This is a genomic window from Variovorax sp. KBW07 (genome assembly GCF_003852515.1).
In the GTDB taxonomy this organism is placed as follows: domain Bacteria; phylum Pseudomonadota; class Gammaproteobacteria; order Burkholderiales; family Burkholderiaceae_C; genus Variovorax.
Genome location: NZ_QAJK01000131.1, coordinates 1 through 16,668, shown reverse-complemented (window position 1 = coordinate 16,668; position 16,668 = coordinate 1). Strand labels below are relative to the sequence as shown.

At 65.8% G+C, this 16,668-nt stretch carries 17 protein-coding genes; all 17 read right to left on the bottom strand.

Annotated features, from left to right (window positions below; all coding sequences use genetic code 11):
* Positions 1–423 (bottom strand): BLUF domain-containing protein, encoded by a 423-nt coding sequence (locus DBV14_RS24660; protein WP_013543155.1) that lies wholly within the window; start codon positions 421–423, stop codon positions 1–3.
* 2 nt (positions 424–425) lie between these two features.
* Positions 426–1,157 (bottom strand): GTP cyclohydrolase I, encoded by a 732-nt coding sequence (gene folE, locus DBV14_RS24655; protein WP_124463060.1) that lies wholly within the window; start codon positions 1,155–1,157, stop codon positions 426–428.
* A gap of 62 nt (positions 1,158–1,219) precedes the next feature.
* A complete protein-coding gene (locus DBV14_RS24650; protein ID WP_124463058.1) occupies positions 1,220–1,975 on the bottom strand; it encodes an endonuclease/exonuclease/phosphatase family protein in 756 nt (251 codons plus the stop codon).
* Positions 1,972–2,433, bottom strand: a complete 462-nt coding sequence (nudB, locus tag DBV14_RS24645; protein WP_124463056.1) for a dihydroneopterin triphosphate diphosphatase — start codon at positions 2,431–2,433, stop codon at positions 1,972–1,974. Before nudB ends, DBV14_RS24650 begins: the two co-directional genes overlap by 4 nt.
* 8 nt (positions 2,434–2,441) lie before the next feature.
* Positions 2,442–2,759, bottom strand: coding sequence for a CcdB family protein (locus tag DBV14_RS24640; RefSeq protein ID WP_124463054.1), 318 nt, complete (start codon positions 2,757–2,759; stop codon positions 2,442–2,444).
* 6 nt (positions 2,760–2,765) lie between these two features.
* Positions 2,766–3,035: a type II toxin-antitoxin system prevent-host-death family antitoxin gene (locus DBV14_RS24635; RefSeq protein ID WP_124463052.1), complete on the bottom strand. Its 270-nt coding sequence runs from the start codon at positions 3,033–3,035 to the stop codon at positions 2,766–2,768.
* A 64-nt stretch (positions 3,036–3,099) separates the two neighbouring features.
* Positions 3,100–4,908, bottom strand: coding sequence for an aspartate--tRNA ligase (gene aspS / locus DBV14_RS24630; RefSeq protein ID WP_124463050.1), 1,809 nt, complete (start codon positions 4,906–4,908; stop codon positions 3,100–3,102).
* Positions 4,909–4,945: 37 nt separating this feature from the next.
* Positions 4,946–5,578: a DUF502 domain-containing protein gene (locus DBV14_RS24625; RefSeq protein WP_124463049.1), complete on the bottom strand. Its 633-nt coding sequence runs from the start codon at positions 5,576–5,578 to the stop codon at positions 4,946–4,948.
* 10 nt (positions 5,579–5,588) lie between these two features.
* The gene (locus DBV14_RS24620) at positions 5,589–5,930 is read right to left on the bottom strand and encodes an FmdB family zinc ribbon protein (protein WP_124463047.1); all 342 of its coding nucleotides are present in this window, start codon (positions 5,928–5,930) and stop codon (positions 5,589–5,591) included.
* 103 nt (positions 5,931–6,033) lie between these two features.
* Positions 6,034–7,482, bottom strand: coding sequence for a sodium:solute symporter family protein (locus DBV14_RS24615; protein WP_124463046.1), 1,449 nt, complete (start codon positions 7,480–7,482; stop codon positions 6,034–6,036).
* 13 nt (positions 7,483–7,495) lie between these two features.
* Positions 7,496–9,061, bottom strand: coding sequence for a ubiquinone biosynthesis regulatory protein kinase UbiB (ubiB, locus tag DBV14_RS24610; protein ID WP_124463044.1), 1,566 nt, complete (start codon positions 9,059–9,061; stop codon positions 7,496–7,498).
* Positions 9,058–9,639: an SCP2 domain-containing protein gene (locus DBV14_RS24605; protein ID WP_124463042.1), complete on the bottom strand. Its 582-nt coding sequence runs from the start codon at positions 9,637–9,639 to the stop codon at positions 9,058–9,060. The genes ubiB and DBV14_RS24605 overlap by 4 nt, the downstream gene beginning before the upstream one ends.
* A gap of 58 nt (positions 9,640–9,697) precedes the next feature.
* Positions 9,698–10,735 carry a Tim44 domain-containing protein gene (locus tag DBV14_RS24600; RefSeq protein ID WP_124463041.1) on the bottom strand — a complete coding sequence of 346 codons (1,038 nt, stop codon included), beginning with the start codon at positions 10,733–10,735 and terminating at the stop codon, positions 9,698–9,700.
* 32 nt (positions 10,736–10,767) lie between these two features.
* A complete protein-coding gene (gene ubiE, locus DBV14_RS24595; protein ID WP_124463039.1) occupies positions 10,768–11,499 on the bottom strand; it encodes a bifunctional demethylmenaquinone methyltransferase/2-methoxy-6-polyprenyl-1,4-benzoquinol methylase UbiE in 732 nt (243 codons plus the stop codon).
* 169 nt (positions 11,500–11,668) lie between these two features.
* The gene (locus DBV14_RS24590) at positions 11,669–12,082 is read right to left on the bottom strand and encodes a gamma-butyrobetaine hydroxylase-like domain-containing protein (RefSeq protein WP_124463037.1); all 414 of its coding nucleotides are present in this window, start codon (positions 12,080–12,082) and stop codon (positions 11,669–11,671) included.
* Complete coding sequence (locus DBV14_RS24585; protein ID WP_124463035.1) at positions 12,082–12,528, bottom strand: HIT family protein; 447 nt, start codon at positions 12,526–12,528, stop codon at positions 12,082–12,084. The genes DBV14_RS24590 and DBV14_RS24585 overlap by 1 nt, the downstream gene beginning before the upstream one ends.
* Positions 12,525–16,403: an FAD/FMN-binding oxidoreductase gene (locus tag DBV14_RS24580; protein ID WP_124463034.1), complete on the bottom strand. Its 3,879-nt coding sequence runs from the start codon at positions 16,401–16,403 to the stop codon at positions 12,525–12,527. Before DBV14_RS24580 ends, DBV14_RS24585 begins: the two co-directional genes overlap by 4 nt.
* Positions 16,404–16,668 lie beyond the last annotated feature (265 nt).

Sequence of the window (16,668 nt, the reverse complement as noted above, 5' to 3'; positions counted from 1 at the left end):
TCAGTGGCGGCCGACGATGGCGGCCGTGGCCATCAGTTCTTCCAGCAGCGCCAGCGAGACCTTGCCCGAGACCTTGTACGGGTCGAGTTCGGGCTTCTCGGAATACTTGAGCAGCGTCGAGGCGTTGAGCTTCGACAGGTTGACCTGCCCCATCGTCCAGCCACCGAAGCGGCGTTCGGAGATTTCCTCGTAGTGCAGCAGCACCACGTCTTTGTGGCGCGCATCGCGCTGGATGTGGCCGTACAGGTCGCTGATGGCGTCGCGTCCGCCCTCGATGGCCTGCAGGAAGGTACCCGCGCCGTAGCAAAGAATGCCGGTGATGCCGCACGCCGGGTTGTGCGTGCGCGATTTTGCAAGGATCGCCTCGATGGCCGCGGGGCTGGTGTCGACGGCGCGGCTGGCGTAGAGAAGTCGGACCAGCATGTTCAGCTCCTTCTCGGCAAGAGGGAAAGGAATTCGCGACGCAGGCTCGGGTCCTTGAGGAACACGCCGCGCATCACGGAGTTGATCATCTTGCTGTCCATTTCCTTCACGCCGCGCCAGGCCATGCAGAAATGCTCGGCTTCCATGACGAGCGCCAGGCCGTCGGGCTGGGTCTTTTCCTGGATCAGGTCGGCCAGTTGCACCACGGCTTCTTCCTGGATCTGGGGGCGGCCCATGACCCATTCGGCCAGCCGGGCGTACTTCGACAGGCCGATCACATTGGTGTGCTCGTTGGGCATCACGCCGATCCAGAGCTTGCCGATGATCGGGCAGAAGTGGTGCGAGCAGGCGCTGCGCACGGTGATCGGGCCGACGATCATCAACTCGTTCAGGTGCTCGGCGTTGGGGAATTCGGTGAGCGCGGGTGGCGGCACGTAGCGGCCGCGAAATACCTCATTCAGGTACATCTTGGCGACGCGGCGCGCGGTGTTGTCGGTGTTGTGGTCGTTCTCGACGTCGATGACCAGGCTTTCGAGCACGGCCTTCATCTTGACCTCGACTTCGTCGAGCAGCCCCTCCAGCTCGCCGGGCTCGATGAACTCGGCAATGTTGTCGTTGGCATTGAAGCGCTTGCGCGCTGCATTCAGTCGCTCGCGGATCTTGACGGAGACGGGCGTACCCTCGTCATCGTCTTTTCGATCGGGAAGCGGTTCGACGTCGGTTTTCCTCAGCATCCGCGCATGGTATCAGCGATCTTTTTTCAGTGCCCCCGCAGGGAAACACCTCGAAACCGGGCTCAGGCCAGCGCGAAATCGGCCACCAGCGGCAGGTGGTCGGACATGCGGGCCCAGATCGGGCCGCGCGGCACGGCGCACGACAACGGCTCCAGCTTGCGTCCGTAGACGAAATCGAGCTGCGCCACCGGCAGGCGCGATGGGTAGGTGAGCGTGCGCGGGCCGCGCAGGTCGCTGGTGTCGCGCAGGCCCATGGCGTTCATGGCGTAGCGCATGCGCGCGCCCCAGTCGTTGAAGTCGCCCGCTACCACCACGGCCTCGTCGGGCGGCACCTCGCGGTCGATGAACTCTCGCAGGCGCGCGATCTGCCGCACGCGACTGCCTTTGATCAGGCCCAGGTGCACCACGATGGCGTGCACGGGCTGGCCCTCGACCTCGATCACCACGTGCAGCAGCCCGCGCTGCTCGAAGCGGTGGTCGGAAATGTCCTGGTGGCTGGTACGGATGACCGGCCAGCGCGTGAGCAATGCATTGCCGTGCTCGCCGTGGCGCGTGACGGCATTGGTCTCGTAGACGGCGGTGTAGCCCTCCGGCGCGAGGAAATCGGCCTGCGGCAGCTCGGGCCAGCGCGCGAAGCGGGCGGCCGCCTGCCGGTTCATCTTGCGCACTTCCTGCAGGCAGACGATGTCGGCATCGAGCTGCTCGATGGCGTGGCCGAGGTTGTGGATCTCGAGTCGCCGGGCGGGGCCGATGCCCTGCACACCCTTGTGGATGTTGTAGGTCGCGACCCGAAGGGTGTGTGCTGCCGGCTGGTTCATTGCGCAAATTCTGGCAGCAACAGAATGGCTTCGGCGTTCGACGGTGAAAAACAGGCATCGGCCGCCTGCTGGTACGGCAGCCATTTCCACTCGGTGTGCTCGCGCGGATCGAGCGTGGGCACCAGCCGTTCGGGCACGCACAGGCCGAACAGGTGCTCGGTGTTGTGCGTCACGCCGGGGGCGTAGCGGGCGCGCCAGCGTGGATAGATTTCGTAGACGTTGCTCAGCTGCCAGTCGACCAGCCGCGGCGCAAGCGCACTGCCCTCGCCGCACTGGATGCCGGTTTCCTCGGCCACCTCGCGCGCCGCCGTGAGCGCGAACGGCTCGTCGGGCGTGTCCTTGCTGCCGGTGACCGACTGCCAAAACTCGGCGGCGTCGGCGCGCCGGATCAGCAGCACGTCGAGCGCCGGCGTGTGGATCACGACAAGCACCGACTCCGGGATCTTGAATGGCGGCACGGCAGTGTTCAGACGCCGCTGATGACCGCGTCGAGCGCTGCCACCAGATCATTGGACGCCAGGCGCACATTGCCTTTCGCGGTGCCCAGATCCTTCACCCGGAAAGGCGCGGTCATCTGGGGCAACGCAAAGAAGGTCTCACCGTCCCATTGGACGGGCGGACACAGCCGGTGCGGCGCCTTGGGCGGCAGGTATTTCCGGGTGGTCAGCGGCATGACCAACCGCGTGGGCAACACGCCGAGCAGGTCGCTCTGCATGTCGACACACCACGGAAATGCGGTGCGCTGGGTCTTGTCGGGATTGGCGTAGATGTCGAATTGCGCCACAGGTGCTTACCAGGGGCGGAGGTTTTCGCCGAAAACACCGTGCGTCTCGACCAGCTCATGCTGCGCGGCAATCCAGTCTTTGTATTCCTCGTTGAACTCGCGCTTGCGCTGCGCCATCGACTTCTGCTTTTCGAACGCCTCGAGCTCTGCAAAGCGCGCCGCGGAAACAAGAACGACCGCCACGCGGTCGTTTTTCATCACGTGCACCGGTTCGCGCTCGGCTTGGCCGAGGTAGTAGCCGAATCGGTTCTTGGCTTCGGTGGCGGTGATGCGCATGGCTGGCTCCGAGGAGTGATTAGCCATTTTAGCCAATCACCCTGCCCGTGCCTACCTGCCGTCCTCAAGCAGCAGCTTGAGGGGTGTTGCGCAGCTTGATGTGCAGCTCGCGCAGCTGCTTCTCGTCGACCGGGCTCGGGGCCTGCGTCAGCAAGTCTTGCGCGCGCTGGGTCTTGGGGAAGGCGATCACGTCGCGGATCGACTCGGCGCCGGTCATGAGCATGACGAGGCGGTCCAGGCCGATGGCGATGCCACCGTGCGGCGGCGCGCCGTACTGCAGCGCGTCGAGCAGGAAGCCGAACTTCAACTGTGCGTCTTCGGCGCTGATCTTCAGCGCGCGGAACACCTTGCTCTGCACTTCCTCGCGGTGGATACGCACCGAGCCGCCGCCCATCTCGATGCCGTTGAGCACCATGTCGTAGGCCTTGGCAATGCACTTCTCGGGCGCGGTGTCCATGAGGTCTTCATGGCCGTCCTTCGGGGCGGTGAACGGGTGGTGCACGGCACTCCAGCGTTGGCCGTCTTCGTCGAACTCGAACATCGGGAAGTCGACCACCCACAGCGGTGCCCAGCGGTCGTCGAACAGACCGGTCTTCTTGCCGAAGGGGCTGTGGCCGATCTTCACGCGCAGCGCGCCGATGGCGTCGTTGACGACCTTTTCCTTGTCGGCACCGAAGAACAGGATGTCGCCGTTGCGGGCACCCGTGCGGGCGATGATCTCGGCCAGCGTGTTGTCGTCGAGGTTCTTCACGATCGGGCTTTGCAGGCCTTCGCGACCGGCTGCCGCGTCGTTGACCTTGATGTAGGCCAGGCCCTTGGCGCCGTAGATCTTGACGAATTCCTGGTAAGCGTCGATTTCGCCGCGCGACAGGCCGCCTTCGGCACCGCCGCCGGGCACGCGCAGTGCCACGACACGGCCACCGACCATGGTGGCGGCGTTCGAGAACACCTTGAACTCGACGCGCTTCATCAGCTCGGTGAGTTCGGTGAATTCGAGCTTCACGCGCAGGTCGGGCTTGTCGGAGCCGTACTTGAACATCGCGTCGCCGTACGTCATGGTCGGGAACACCGGCAGGTCGATGCCCGCGGCGTTGCGGAACACGTTGCGGATCATGCCTTCGAACATCTCGCGGATTTCTTCTTCGGCGAGGAACGAGGTCTCGATGTCGATCTGCGTGAATTCAGGCTGGCGGTCGGCGCGCAGGTCTTCGTCGCGGAAGCACTTCACGATCTGGTAGTAGCGGTCGTAGCCGGCCACCATCAGCAGCTGCTTGAAGAGCTGGGGCGACTGCGGCAGCGCGAAGAAGCTGCCGTCGTGCACGCGGCTGGGCACGAGGTAGTCGCGCGCGCCTTCGGGCGTGGACTTGCCGAGCATCGGCGTCTCGATGTCGATGAAGCCGTTGGCATCGAGGAACTTGCGCGTTTCCATCGTGACCTTGTAGCGCAGCATCATGTTGCGCTGCATGGCCGGGCGGCGCAGGTCGAGCACGCGGTGCGTGAGGCGGGTGGTTTCCGAGAGGTTGTCGTCGTCCAGCAGGAACGGCGGCGTGACCGACGGGTTGAGCACCTTCAGCTCGTGGCACAGCACTTCGATCTTGCCGCTCTTGAGGCTGTCGTTGGTGGTGCCTTCGGGGCGCGCGCGCACCAGGCCCGTGATCTGCACGCAGAACTCGTTGCGCAGGTTTTCGGCCACGGCGAAGGTGGAGGCGCGATCGGGGTCGCACACCACCTGCACGTAACCTTCGCGGTCACGCACGTCGATGAAGATCACGCCACCGTGGTCGCGGCGACGGTTGACCCAGCCGCAGAGGGTAACGGTCTGGCCCATCAGGGCTTCGGTCACAAGACCGCAATAGTGAGTACGCATGGCCATAGGGATCAATTCCGGCGCCGTTGGGGCGCGTTCGTTTTTATGAGTTGGATGGCTTGATTGCCACCGTGGCGGGGCCGCCTGGAACGACCACCCCCATCGAGACGATGTACTTGAGCGCTTCGTCCACGCTCATCTTCAGTTCGACGCAGTCGCTGCGCTTGAGCATCACGAAATAGCCGCCCGTGGGGTTGGGCGTGGTCGGCACGTAGACGCTGAGGAATTCCTCGGTGCCCAGGTGCTCGGCCACCTCGTTGCCCGGCGCACCGGTCACGAAGGCGATGGTCCAGACGTTTTCGCGCGGCCACTGGATCAGCACCGCGGTGCGGAAGGCATTGCCGTTCTCGGAGAACAGCGTGTCCGACACCTGCTTGACGCTCGAGTAGATGGAGCGCACCACCGGGATGCGCCGCACCACGGCGTCGCCCCAGCCGAGCAGGCGCTTGCCGACGAAGTTGCTCGCAATGGCGCCGACCACCAGCAGGATGGCCAGGGTGAGCAGCACGCCGAGCCCGCGGATGTTGTTCTCGTAGAGCCATTTCTGCCAGACCCCCGGCAGCACCCAGAGCGTCTGGTCCAGCGTGTCGATGATCCACTTCAGCACCGCCAGGGTGATGAACAGCGGAACGATCACCAGCAAGCCGGAGAACAACCATTTGCGCAGGGCGAGCATGGGCAGGGTCTCAGTCGCCGCTCTTGGCGGCAGCAGCCGGCGCGGGGGCCGGTGCCGCGGGCGCCGGAGCGGGGCTCGGCGCGGCGGAAGAAGAACTGGAAGAAGACTCGGCGGGCTTGGCGCCGTCGCTTGCAACGGGTGCCGTGGCGGGTTCGGCCTTCTTGCCGCCGCCTTCGCGGAAATCGGTCACGTACCAGCCCGAGCCCTTGAGCTGGAAGCCGGCGGCCGTGACCTGTTTTTCAAACGCACTCGCGCCGCACGCCGGACACACCGTCAGGGGCGCGTCGGACATCTTTTGCAGGGCGTCTTTGGCAAAGCCGCAGGCGCTGCACTTGTAGGCGTAGATGGGCATGGAGATTGGGGTCAAAAAAGCGGCGCAGCTGCCGCTCGCAAAGCCCTCGATTATAGGGGCGTACCCGCCAATCGCCATCCCGCCCGGGGCCTGAGCCCCTGTCTCAGGCGGGTTCGGTGGCCAGCGGGCGGTGCGGCGTGTGAGTGTTCACCAGCCATTGCGGCAGCAGCGAGCCGGCCACCATGCCCGCGAACGAGCACAGCACACCCGCGAGCTGGGCCGGAAAGGCCGCACCCCAGGGCATGGCCAGGAACAGCAGCCAGACGCCGATGCCCAGCGCGATCGAGGCCACGGCGCCCTGGGTGGTGGCGCGGCGCCAGTACAGGCCGCAAACCAGCGGCACGAAGGCGCCCACCAGCGGTACCTGGTAGGCACCCGAGACAAGCTCGTAGATCGGCGTGCCCTGCATGCGGATGGCGTAGGCCAGCACGGCCGCGCTGAACAGCAGCACCGTGATGCGCATGGTCAGGAGGTTCTCGCGGTCGGTGCCGGCCGGGCGGAACTGGCGCCAGATGTTCTCGGTGAAGGTGACGCTGGGCGCCAGCAAGGTGGCCGAGGCGGTCGACTTGATGGCCGACAGCAGCGCGCCGAAGAACAGCACCTGCATCACGAACGGCATTTTTTGCAGCACCAGCGTGGGCAGCACCTTCTGCGGATCTTCCTTCAGCAGCACGGCCACCTCGTCCGGCATGATCAGCAGCGCGCTGGCCACCAGGAACATCGGCACGAAGGCGAACAGGATGTACGCCACGCCGCCGATCACCGGGCCGCGCTGGGCCGCCTTGACGCTGTTGGCCGACATCACGCGCTGGAACACGTCCTGCTGCGGAATGGAGCCCAGCATCATCGTGATGGCGGCCGCGAAGAAGAACACCATGTCGTGCCAGTTGGGCTCGGGCCAGAACTTGAAGAGGTCCTTGCTGACCGCGAAGGCCACCACCTTGTCGGCGCCGCCGGCCATGTTGCCCGCGAACACCGCGATGATGGCCAGGCCGGCCACCAGGATGATCATCTGGATGAAGTCGGTCACCGCCACCGACCACATGCCGCCGAACAGCGTGTAGGCCAGGATCGACACCACGCCGATCACCATGCCCAGCGGAATGCTGATGGCACCGGCCGACAGCACGTTGAACACCAGCCCCAGCGCCGTGACCTGCGCCGACACCCAGCCCAGGTAGCTCAGCATGATGATCAGCGTGCAGGCCACCTCGACGCTGCGGCCGTAGCGCTCACGGTAGTAGTCGCTGATGGTCAGCAGCGTCATGCGGTAGAGCTTGCCCGCGAAGAACAGCCCCACCAGGATCAGGCAGGTGCCCGCGCCGAACGGGTCTTCGACCACGCCGTTCAGCCCGCCCTCGATGAATTTGGCCGGAATGCCGAGCACCGTTTCGGACCCGAACCAGGTCGCGAAGGTGGTCGTGACGATCATGAAGAGCGGCAGGTGCCGCCCCGCAATGGCGAAGTCGGTGGTGTTTTTTACCCGCCTGGCGGCGTAGAGGCCGATGGCGATGGTGACCAGCAGATAGACGATGACCAACGTCAACAACACGGCAAAGACTCCTCTAGAACAAGCGCACGCGCACCAGCAACTGCATGGCGAGCAACCCCAATACAAAACCTATGCCACCGTAGACGATGGTCTGCAGCAACCGGTTGGTGCGCTTTTGCTCGGCCAGCAGTTCGAGCAGTTCGCGCCGGTTGTCGGCGGGCCGATTTTCAAGGAAATCGTGCAGCAGGCGGGGCAATTGCGGCAGCAATTTCGCGTAGCGCGGGGCCTCGGCCTTCAATTGCTGGAACAGCTTCTTCGGGCCGATCTGGTCGACCATCCATTTTTCGAGGAAGGGCTTGGCGGTGTGCCAGAGGTCGAGCTCGGGGTCGATGCTGCGGCCCAGGCCCTCGATGTTGAGCAGCGTCTTCTGCAGCAGCACCAGCTGCGGCTGGATCTCGACGTGGAAGCGGCGCGAGGTCTGGAACAGCCGCATCAGCACCATGCCGAGTGAAATTTCTTTCAGCGGCCGGTCGAAGTACGGTTCGCAGACGGTGCGGATGGCGGCTTCGAGCTCGTCGATTCGCGTGCCCTCGGGCACCCAGCCGCTTTCGAGGTGCAGCTCGGCCACGCGCTTGTAGTCGCGACGGAAGAAGGCCACGAAGTTCTGCGCCAGGTATTCCTTGTCCGACTCGGTGAGCGTGCCGATGATGCCGAAATCGAGCGATATGTAGCGCCCGAAAGTCTCGGGCTCCAGGCTCACCTGGATGTTGCCCGGGTGCATGTCGGCATGGAAGAAGCCGTCGCGGAACACCTGGGTGAAGAAGATCGTGACGCCGTCGCGCGCCAGCTTGGGAATGTCGACGCCGGCCGCGCGCAGGCGGTCCATCTGGGCAATGGGCACGCCGTTCATGCGCTCCATCACGATGACTTCGGGGTGGCAGAAGTCCCAGAACATCTCGGGAATGAGCACCAGCTCGAGCGATGCCATGTTGCGGCGCAGCTGGGCCGCGTTGGCCGCCTCGCGCACCAGGTCGAGCTCGTCGTGCAGGTACTTGTCGAACTCGCCGACCACCTCGCGCGGCTTCAGGCGCTTGCCGTCGGGCGAGAGCTTCTCGACCCAGGCGGCCATCATGGCCATCAGCGCCAGGTCTTTCTCGATCACGCCGCGCATGTTGGGGCGCAGCACCTTGACGGCGACATCGCGCAGCGCGCCCTCCTTGGTGCGGATGACGGCAAAGTGCACCTGCGCGATCGATGCACTGGCGATCGGGGTTTCGTCGAACTGCACGAAGACGTCGCTCACCGGGCGGCGGAATGCGCGCTCGATGGTCGCCACGGCCACCGCCGAAGGGAACGGCGGTACGCGGTCCTGCAGGAAGGCGAGTTCGTCGGCAATGTCGGGCGGCAGCAGGTCGCGCCGGGTCGACAGCACCTGGCCGAACTTCACGAAGATGGGGCCCAGGCGCTCCAGCGCTTCGCGCAACCGCTGGCCGCGCGGCGCGTCGAGGTTGCGCCCGACCGAGACGATGCGCGCCACAACACGCAGCCATGGCTTCTGGAAGCTCGTGAGCACGAGCTCGTCGAGACCGTAGCGCAGCGCGACCCAGACGATGAATACGCCGCGGTAGAAGCGCCTCATTCGGCCCGACCTGCCGAGCCCGCTGCCGAGCCGGTCGACGAACCATCGGCGCGTGCCGTGCGGTCGCCGACGAACTGGCGCAGCGCGCCCACGACGCGGCGCACGCCGTTGCCCAGGGTGTGCGCGGGGACGTCGCCGATCACGCGGGCAAGGTCGTCCTCGACGTCCCAGCGCACGTGGTCGACCAGCCAGTTGACCTCGGCGGCCAGCTGCACGTCGCCGACGATCTGCACCGCGGGCTTGTCGCCGCGCAGCGTGGCGCGGGCGATGTCGAAGGGGGAATCGTCGGTCACGGTGAGGGTGAGCTCGGGCACCGAGCCTTCAGGGGCCAGGTCGAGCAGGCCTGCCGGCGTGGCCACGAGTTCCATCGTCACGAAGCGCCACTGGAAGCGCACCACCCGCCCCTGCTGGCGCAGCAGCCGCTGCTGGGCTTCTGGCTCCTGCTGCAGCACGTGGTTCAGGAACAGGACCGCGCGGTGCTGGATCTCGTGGACCGCCCAACCCGGAGGCTGGAGGCGTTCGCCGATGCGATTGAAGAGGTCGCCGAGAAAAGAAAAAGGGGACGATGGTGTAGCCATGTCCCCATTATCCCGTCACTGCCGCGGCCCTGTGACGGGCGCGCTTCAGCTTTTTGCTTTACTGCAGCGCTTGCACGCCGGCAACCAGCCAGCCGCTGTTGCCGCTGGTCGGCTTGGTCATGTTCCAGACTTCGCGGAACGGACCCGGGCCCGCCGACGCGTCTTCGCGGATCATGCCGGAGAACTCCACGCTGGCCATGTAGGCGTCGGGCAGTTCTTCGATGCCCAGCAGCTTGGCGTCGAGCATCACGACTTCGGTCTTGTTCGAGGCACCACCGGTGTGGCTGGCGCGGTCGGCCAGCTGCGTGCGGATCTCGTCGACCATGCTGTCGGTCATCATCGAGCGCAGCGTCGTCACGTCGGCGCGGTCCCATGCGTCCTGCAGCGTCACGAAGTTGCGCTTGGCGGCACCCAGGAAGCCTTCCACGTCGAAGCCGGCGGGCGTACCCCAGGCCTGCGAGCCGGCCAGAGCCGAACCGATCATGCTGCCACCAGCCGCCGCGCCTGCCGCGGAAAGGCTGCTGCCGTGGCGGTCTGCGTCCGTTGCGGGCGTGGCATCGAAGGCGGTGGCGCTGCGCTCCCACGGACGGGCCGAAGCATCGTTGCCCACGTTGGCCGGGCTGTACTGCGCGGGGGCCGTGGCGTTGGTGGGGCTGGCGCCCGCACCCTGGAACGCGAAGCCGCCCTGGCGGTTGCCGCCCGAGGCTTGCTGCGAGCGCGCCTTGATCATGCGCCACACCACCACGCCGGCCAGCACCAGCAGGCCGATCAGCAGGATGTTGCCGAAGCCTGCACCCAGGCCGAGCGAATGTGCGAGCCATGCCAGGCCCAGGCCGGCTGCGAGGCCGCCGAGCATCGCGCCCCACGGACGCTTCGGCGCGGCCGCGGCCGGTGCCGCCGTCGCGGGCTTGCCCGCGGCGTTGGTGGCGTTCTGCTGCGCGGGTGCGCCGGGCGCCGCGGGCGGCGTGGCCTGGCGTTGCGTCACGTTGGACGACTGGCGTCCGACCGACTTGCCACCGCCCATGCGAGCGGCCTCGGCCTGGACACTGCCCAGCACCATCACAGCCGCCAAAAACAAGGTTCCCAAACTCTTCATGTCGTCTCCTCTTGAGCGAAAGATTCGCTTCATCAACATTTGATTCCAACATGGAGAGCAGCCACGCCACCCGTCATGTTGTGATAGTCCACATGTCCGAAACCGCCCTCTTTCATGAGGGTCTTGAGCTCCTCTTGCGCGGGATGCATCCGGATCGATTCGGCGAGATAGCGATAGCTCGCATCGTCGCCCGCCACGAGCTTGCCCAGGCGCGGCAGCACGTTGAAGGAGTACCAGTCGTAGACCTTGGCAAGCGGCTTGGCGACCTTCGAGAACTCGAGCACCAGCAGCTTGCCGCGCGGCTTGAGCACGCGATTCATTTCCTTGAGCGCGATGTCCTTGTGCGTCATGTTGCGCAGGCCGAAGGCCACCGTGACCACGTCGAAGTGGTTGTCTGGAAAGGGCAGCTTCTCGGCGTCGCAGACCATGGTGGGCAGCGACACGCCGGCGTCGAGCAGACGGTCGCGGCCGGTGCGCAGCATGGCTTCGTTGATGTCGGTGTGGACCACCTGGCCGGTGGCGCCGACCTTCTTGGCGAAGGCCATGGCGAGGTCGCCGGTGCCGCCCGCGATGTCGAGCACGCGCGAGCCTTCGCCCACGTTGGCAACCATCACGGTGTACGCCTTCCAGGCGCGGTGCAGGCCGGCCGACATCAGGTCGTTCATGATGTCGTAGCGCGAGGCTACCGAGTCGAAGACGCCGCGAACGCGTGTCGCCTTCTCGCTTTCGTCGACTTTCTCGAAGCCGAAGTGGGTTGTACTCATGCAACCGATGTTAGGCCGGAAGCCTGCACATCAAGCCGACGACCCCGCGCCTACGGCGGACATTTGTTGCTTTTTTCTTCAAACGCGGGCGCGCTGAAACGCCCGCCCTTCTTGCCTGTAGGGCTATCTTTTCAATAGCACGAGGAAATCGCGAGCTTCAGCGGAAGCCTCAGTGGCTGCTGCAGGCGGAACCGCTCTTCTCGATCATCGGCGTGTCGCGGTCCACCCCTGCTTCCGCCAGCCGGTGCTCGTACTGGGCCCACAGTTCGGCCTGCTTCGCGCCCAGCTCATAGAGCAGGTCCCACGAGTAGATGCCGGTGTTGTGGCCGTCGCTGAAGGTCGGTTGCACGGCGTAGTTGCCGACCGGCTCCAGGTTGGCCAGTTCCACGTCGCGCTTGCCGGTCTGCAGGATCTCCTGGCCCGGGCCATGGCCCTGCACCTCGGCCGACGGCGAATAGATGCGCATCAACTCGAAGGGAATGCGAAAGGTCGCGCCATCGGAGAAGCCGACTTCCAGCACACGCGACTGGCCGTGCACGGTGATCGATTGCGGCGTCGGTGCGCCCGGTTTCAAACCTGCCATCAGAAACTCCTTGTGCCCAGTGTGACCAGTCGCCCGATCATCGCAGCCTCGATGGCCGGCAGCCGCGCCGCGACGTCCGCCTGCTGCGCCGCGTTGGCCTCGCGCTGCACCGGCGCCCAGACCGAGCCGGGAAAATGGCTGTCGTCCGCAAAGCGGGCGATCACGTGCCAGTGCAGGTGCGGCACCATGTTGCCGAGCGCGGCAAGGTTGATCTTGGCCGGCTTCAGGTGCTCGCGCAGGCATTGCTCGACCACCGTCACAGCCTCCATGCACAGCACGCGGTCAGACGCGTCGAGGTCCGAGAACTCGGCCGCATGCGCGCGCCACACCACGCGATAGAACGCAGGGAACCCGGCCTCTTCGGCATGGATGACGCGCAGCTTCGCGCCCTCGAACACGACACGGCCGCCGGGGCCTTCGCACAAGGGGCAGCCTTGCACCGTCATACCAGCACCCGTTCGATGCCGCCGTGGTTGGCCGCTTCCACGTAGGCTGGCATCCAGTCGGCGCCGAGGATCTTATTGGCCATCTCGACCACGATGTAGTCGGCTTCGAGCAGGCCGTTGTTCAGGTCGTCGCCGTAGCGCGAGAGGCCTTGCAGGCAGCTCGGGCAGCTGGTGAGGATCTTCACGTTGTCGGTCGCGCCGACCGTGCCGCTCTCGCGCAGCGCGGCTTCGCCCTTCTTCAGTTCCTCTTCCTTGCGGAAGCGGATCTGCGTCGAGATGTCGGGCCGCGACACGCCCAGCGTGCCCGACTCGCCGCAGCAGCGGTCGTTCTTGAGCACGTTGTCGCCGACCAGCGCCTTCACGGTCTTCATCGGGTCCTGCAGCTTCATCGGCGAATGGCAGGGGTCGTGGTACAGGTAGCCGCCACCGCCCGCACCGGCCAGCGTGATGCCCTTTTCGAGCAGGTACTCGTGGATGTCGATGATGCGGCAGCCCGGGAAGATCTTGTCGAACTGGTAGCCCTGCAGCTGGTCGTAGCAGGTGCCGCAGCTCACCACCACCGTCTTGATGTCGAGGTAGTTGAGCGTGTTCGCCACGCGGTGGAAGAGCACCCGGTTGTCGGTGATCATCTTCTCCGCCTTGTCGAACTGGCCGCTGCCGCGCTGCGGATAGCCGCAGCACAGGTAGCCGGGCGGCAACACCGTCTGCACGCCCGCATGCCAGAGCATGGCCTGCGTGGCCAGGCCCACCTGCGAGAACAGCCGCTCCGACCCGCACCCCGGGAAGTAGAAGACCGCCTCGGTTTCGGAGGTGGTCGCCTTCGGGTTGCGGATGATCGGCACGTAGTCGGCATCCTCGATGTCGAGCAGCGCGCGCGCCGTCTTCTTCGGCAGGTTGCCCGGCATCTTCTTGTTGATGAAGTGGATCACCTGCTCCTTGATGGGCGCAGGCCCCAGCGTGGCAGGCGGCGCGCCGGTCTGCTTCTTCGCGAGGCGGCTCAACAAATCGTTGGCCAGCCGCTGCGCCTTGAAGCCCACGCCCACCATGCCCGCGCGCACCGCCTTGATGGTCTGCGGATTGGTCGCGTTGAGGAAGAACATGGCGGCCGCGTTGCCGGGGCGGAAGCTCTTCTGCCCCATCTTGCGCAGCAGGTTGCGCATGTTCATCGACACGTCGCCGAAGTCGATCTTCACCGGGCAAGGCGTGAGGCACTTGTGGCACACCGTGCAGTGGTCGGCCACGTCCTCGAACTCTTCCCAGTGCTTGATGCTGATGCCGCGCCGCGTCTGCTCTTCATAGAGAAAAGCCTCGACCAGCAGCGAGGTCGCGAGGATCTTGTTGCGCGGGCTGTACAGCAGGTTGGCGCGCGGCACGTGCGTCGCGCACACCGGCTTGCACTTGCCGCAACGCAGGCAGTCTTTCACGCTGTCGGCAATGGCGCCGATGTCGCTCTGCTGCATGATCAGCGACTCGTGCCCCATGAGGCCGAAGCTCGGCGTGTAGGCGTTGGTCAGGTCGGCGTGCAGCGTGACGGCTTCGCCGGCCGGTGCGCGCAGCAGCTTGCCCTTGTTGAAGCGGCCTTCGGGGTCGACCCGCTTCTTGTAGTCGGTGAAGGGCTTCAGCTCTTCGTCGCTGAGGAATTCAAGCTTGGTGATGCCGATGCCGTGCTCGCCCGAAATCACGCCGTCGAGGCTGCGCGCCAGCGCCATGATGCGCACCACTGCGGCATGCGCGGTCTGCAGCATGTCGTAGTTGTCGCTGTTGACGGGGATGTTGGTGTGCACGTTGCCGTCGCCCGCGTGCATGTGCAGCGCGACCCACACGCGGCCCTTGAGCACGCGTTTGTGGATCGCAGTGCATTCGGCCAGGATCGGCGCGAACTCGGCGCCCGAAAAAATCTCCTGCAGCGGCTGGCGCAACTGCGTCTTCCAGCTGGCGCGCAGGGAATGGTCCTGCAGCTGCGCAAACAGGCCGTCGATGTCCTGCAGCCAGCCGGCCCACAACGCGCGCGTGTCCTGCACCAGCGACACGGCCTGCGCCACGCGGTCTTCGAGCAGCTCGGCCGCCGGAATCTCGTGCGCGTCGTCGGTCTTGCCCAGCGGCAGGTTGCCCCGTGTGAGAAAGGCTTCGAGCTCATCGGTGAGCGCGAGCTTGTTCTGCAAAGACAGCTCGATGTTTATGCGCTCGATGCCGTCGCTGTACTCGGCCATGCGCGGCAGCGGGATCACCACGTCTTCGTTGATCTTGAAGGCGTTGGTGTGCTTGCTGATGGCGGCCGTGCGCTTGCGGTCGAGCCAGAATTTCTTGCGCGCCTCGGGGCTGATGGCAATGAAGCCTTCGCCGCTGCGCGAGTTGGCGATGCGCACCACTTCAGAGGTCACGCGCGCCACCGCATCGGCGTCGTCGCCCGCGATGTCGCCGAACAGCACCATCTTCGGCAAGCCGCCGTGCTTCTTCGACTTGGTGGCGTAGCCGACCGCCTTGAGGTAGCGGTCGTCAAGGTGTTCGAGGCCAGCCAACAGCACGCCCGAGCGCTTCTGCTCGGCGAACATGAAATCCTTGATCTCGACGATGCTGGGCACCGCGTCCTTGGCGTTGCCGAAGAACTCGAGGCACACGGTGCGCGTGTGCGCCGGCATGCGGTGCACGACCCAGCGGCAGCTGGTGATGAGGCCGTCGCAGCCCTCTTTCTGGATGCCCGGCAGGCCCGAGAGGAACTTGTCGGTCACGTCCTTGCCGAGGCCTTCCTTGCGGAAGGTCTTGCCGGGAATGTCGAGCTGCTCGGTGCGCAGCTTGGTCTTGCCGTCTGCCGCGAAATACTGCAGCTCGAACACGGCGCGCTCGGCGTCGTGGATCTTGCCCAGGTTGTGGCCGATGCGCGTGACTTCGAGCCACTCGGCCTGCGGCGTGACCATGCGCCACGAGGCGAGGTTGTCGAGCGCGGTGCCCCACAGCACGGCCTTCTTGCCGCCGGCGTTCATCGCCACGTTGCCACCGACGCACGAGGCTTCGGCGGAAGTCGGGTCGACCGCGAACACGAAGCCCGCGCGCTCGGCCGCATCGGCCACGCGCTGCGTGACCACGCCGGCTTCGGTCCAGATGGTGGGCACGGGCGCCTCGAGGCCAGGCAGCGAGACGTGCTCGACCTCGGTCATGGCCTCGAGCTTTTCAGTGTTGATGACGACGCTGTTCCATGTCAGCGGGATCGCGCCGCCGGTGTAGCCGGTGCCGCCGCCGCGCGGAATGATGGTCAGGCCCAGCTCGATGCAGCCCTTGACCAGCAGCGCCATTTCGGTCTCGGTGTCGGGGCACAGCACGACGAACGGATATTCGACGCGCCAGTCGGTGGCGTCGGTCACGTGGGACACGCGCGAGAGGCCGTCGAACTTGATGTTGTCCTTTGCCGTGAGCCGGCGCAGCACGCGCGTGGCCTTGCGGCGCAGGGCGGCGACGTCGCGGAACATGGTGTCGAAGGTGGACACCGCGTTGCTCACGAGGCCGGTGAGCTCGCCCACCAGTTGGTCGCGCGGCAGGTCGCTGTCGGGGGTGCGGCGCTTCTGGACCTCGGTCAGCCGGTGCTTGAGGGCATCGACCAGCTGGCCGCGGCGGCGCGGGTTGTCGAGCAGGTCGTCGACAAGATAGGGGTTGCGCTGCACGACCCAGATGTCGCCCAGCACCTCGTAGAGCATGCGCGCCGATCGGCCGGTGCGGCGCTCGGCACGCAAGGTCTGGAGCAGGTCCCAGCCTCGTTCGCCGAGCAGGCGAATCACGATCTCTCGGTCGGAGAAGCTGGTGTAGTTGTACGGGATCTCGCGCAGTCGTGCGGGCTCTGCGGCCTGCGACAACAACGCGTTCAACGCGGTCGGAGCATTCATCGGGTGGGGCCCTTGGCCAGGCGCTGCGCGCCCATGTAGCCGGGGGGGTGGATTTTAGGGCAGGGCTTGGGGGCTTTGCCTGTGTGTTTTTCGTTGCCCTTGTGCTAGGGGCGGCCGCGGGGCATCCGTTGTGGAGAGCGCCCGGTACGCGGTACGGCCCGGTCAGCCCCGCTGTGCCGGCCCTTCGGGCTGCCCTGCGGTGCTCGCGTTTCGCGGGGTCTCGCAGAACTCGCCTGCGGCTCAGACAGCTGCGAGCCCTGTCCGC

Bases quoted from the DNA above. Each gene is read 5' to 3' on its own strand.
- DBV14_RS24660 (WP_013543155.1), bottom strand. From the start codon at position 423: ATGCTGGTCCGACTTCTCTACGCCAGCCGCGCCGTCGACACCAGCCCC.
- folE (WP_124463060.1), bottom strand. From the start codon at position 1,157: ATGCTGAGGAAAACCGACGTCGAACCGCTTCCCGATCGAAAAGACGAT.
- DBV14_RS24650 (WP_124463058.1), bottom strand. From the start codon at position 1,975: ATGAACCAGCCGGCAGCACACACCCTTCGGGTCGCGACCTACAACATC.
- DBV14_RS24635 (WP_124463052.1), bottom strand. From the start codon at position 3,035: ATGCGCATCACCGCCACCGAAGCCAAGAACCGATTCGGCTACTACCTC.
- aspS (WP_124463050.1), bottom strand. From the start codon at position 4,908: ATGGCCATGCGTACTCACTATTGCGGTCTTGTGACCGAAGCCCTGATG.
- DBV14_RS24625 (WP_124463049.1), bottom strand. From the start codon at position 5,578: ATGCTCGCCCTGCGCAAATGGTTGTTCTCCGGCTTGCTGGTGATCGTT.
- DBV14_RS24620 (WP_124463047.1), bottom strand. From the start codon at position 5,930: ATGCCCATCTACGCCTACAAGTGCAGCGCCTGCGGCTTTGCCAAAGAC.
- ubiB (WP_124463044.1), bottom strand. From the start codon at position 9,061: ATGAGGCGCTTCTACCGCGGCGTATTCATCGTCTGGGTCGCGCTGCGC.
- DBV14_RS24605 (WP_124463042.1), bottom strand. From the start codon at position 9,639: ATGGCTACACCATCGTCCCCTTTTTCTTTTCTCGGCGACCTCTTCAAT.
- DBV14_RS24600 (WP_124463041.1), bottom strand. From the start codon at position 10,735: ATGAAGAGTTTGGGAACCTTGTTTTTGGCGGCTGTGATGGTGCTGGGC.
- ubiE (WP_124463039.1), bottom strand. From the start codon at position 11,499: ATGAGTACAACCCACTTCGGCTTCGAGAAAGTCGACGAAAGCGAGAAG.
- DBV14_RS24590 (WP_124463037.1), bottom strand. From the start codon at position 12,082: ATGGCAGGTTTGAAACCGGGCGCACCGACGCCGCAATCGATCACCGTG.
- DBV14_RS24585 (WP_124463035.1), bottom strand. From the start codon at position 12,528: ATGACGGTGCAAGGCTGCCCCTTGTGCGAAGGCCCCGGCGGCCGTGTC.
- DBV14_RS24580 (WP_124463034.1), bottom strand. From the start codon at position 16,403: ATGAATGCTCCGACCGCGTTGAACGCGTTGTTGTCGCAGGCCGCAGAG.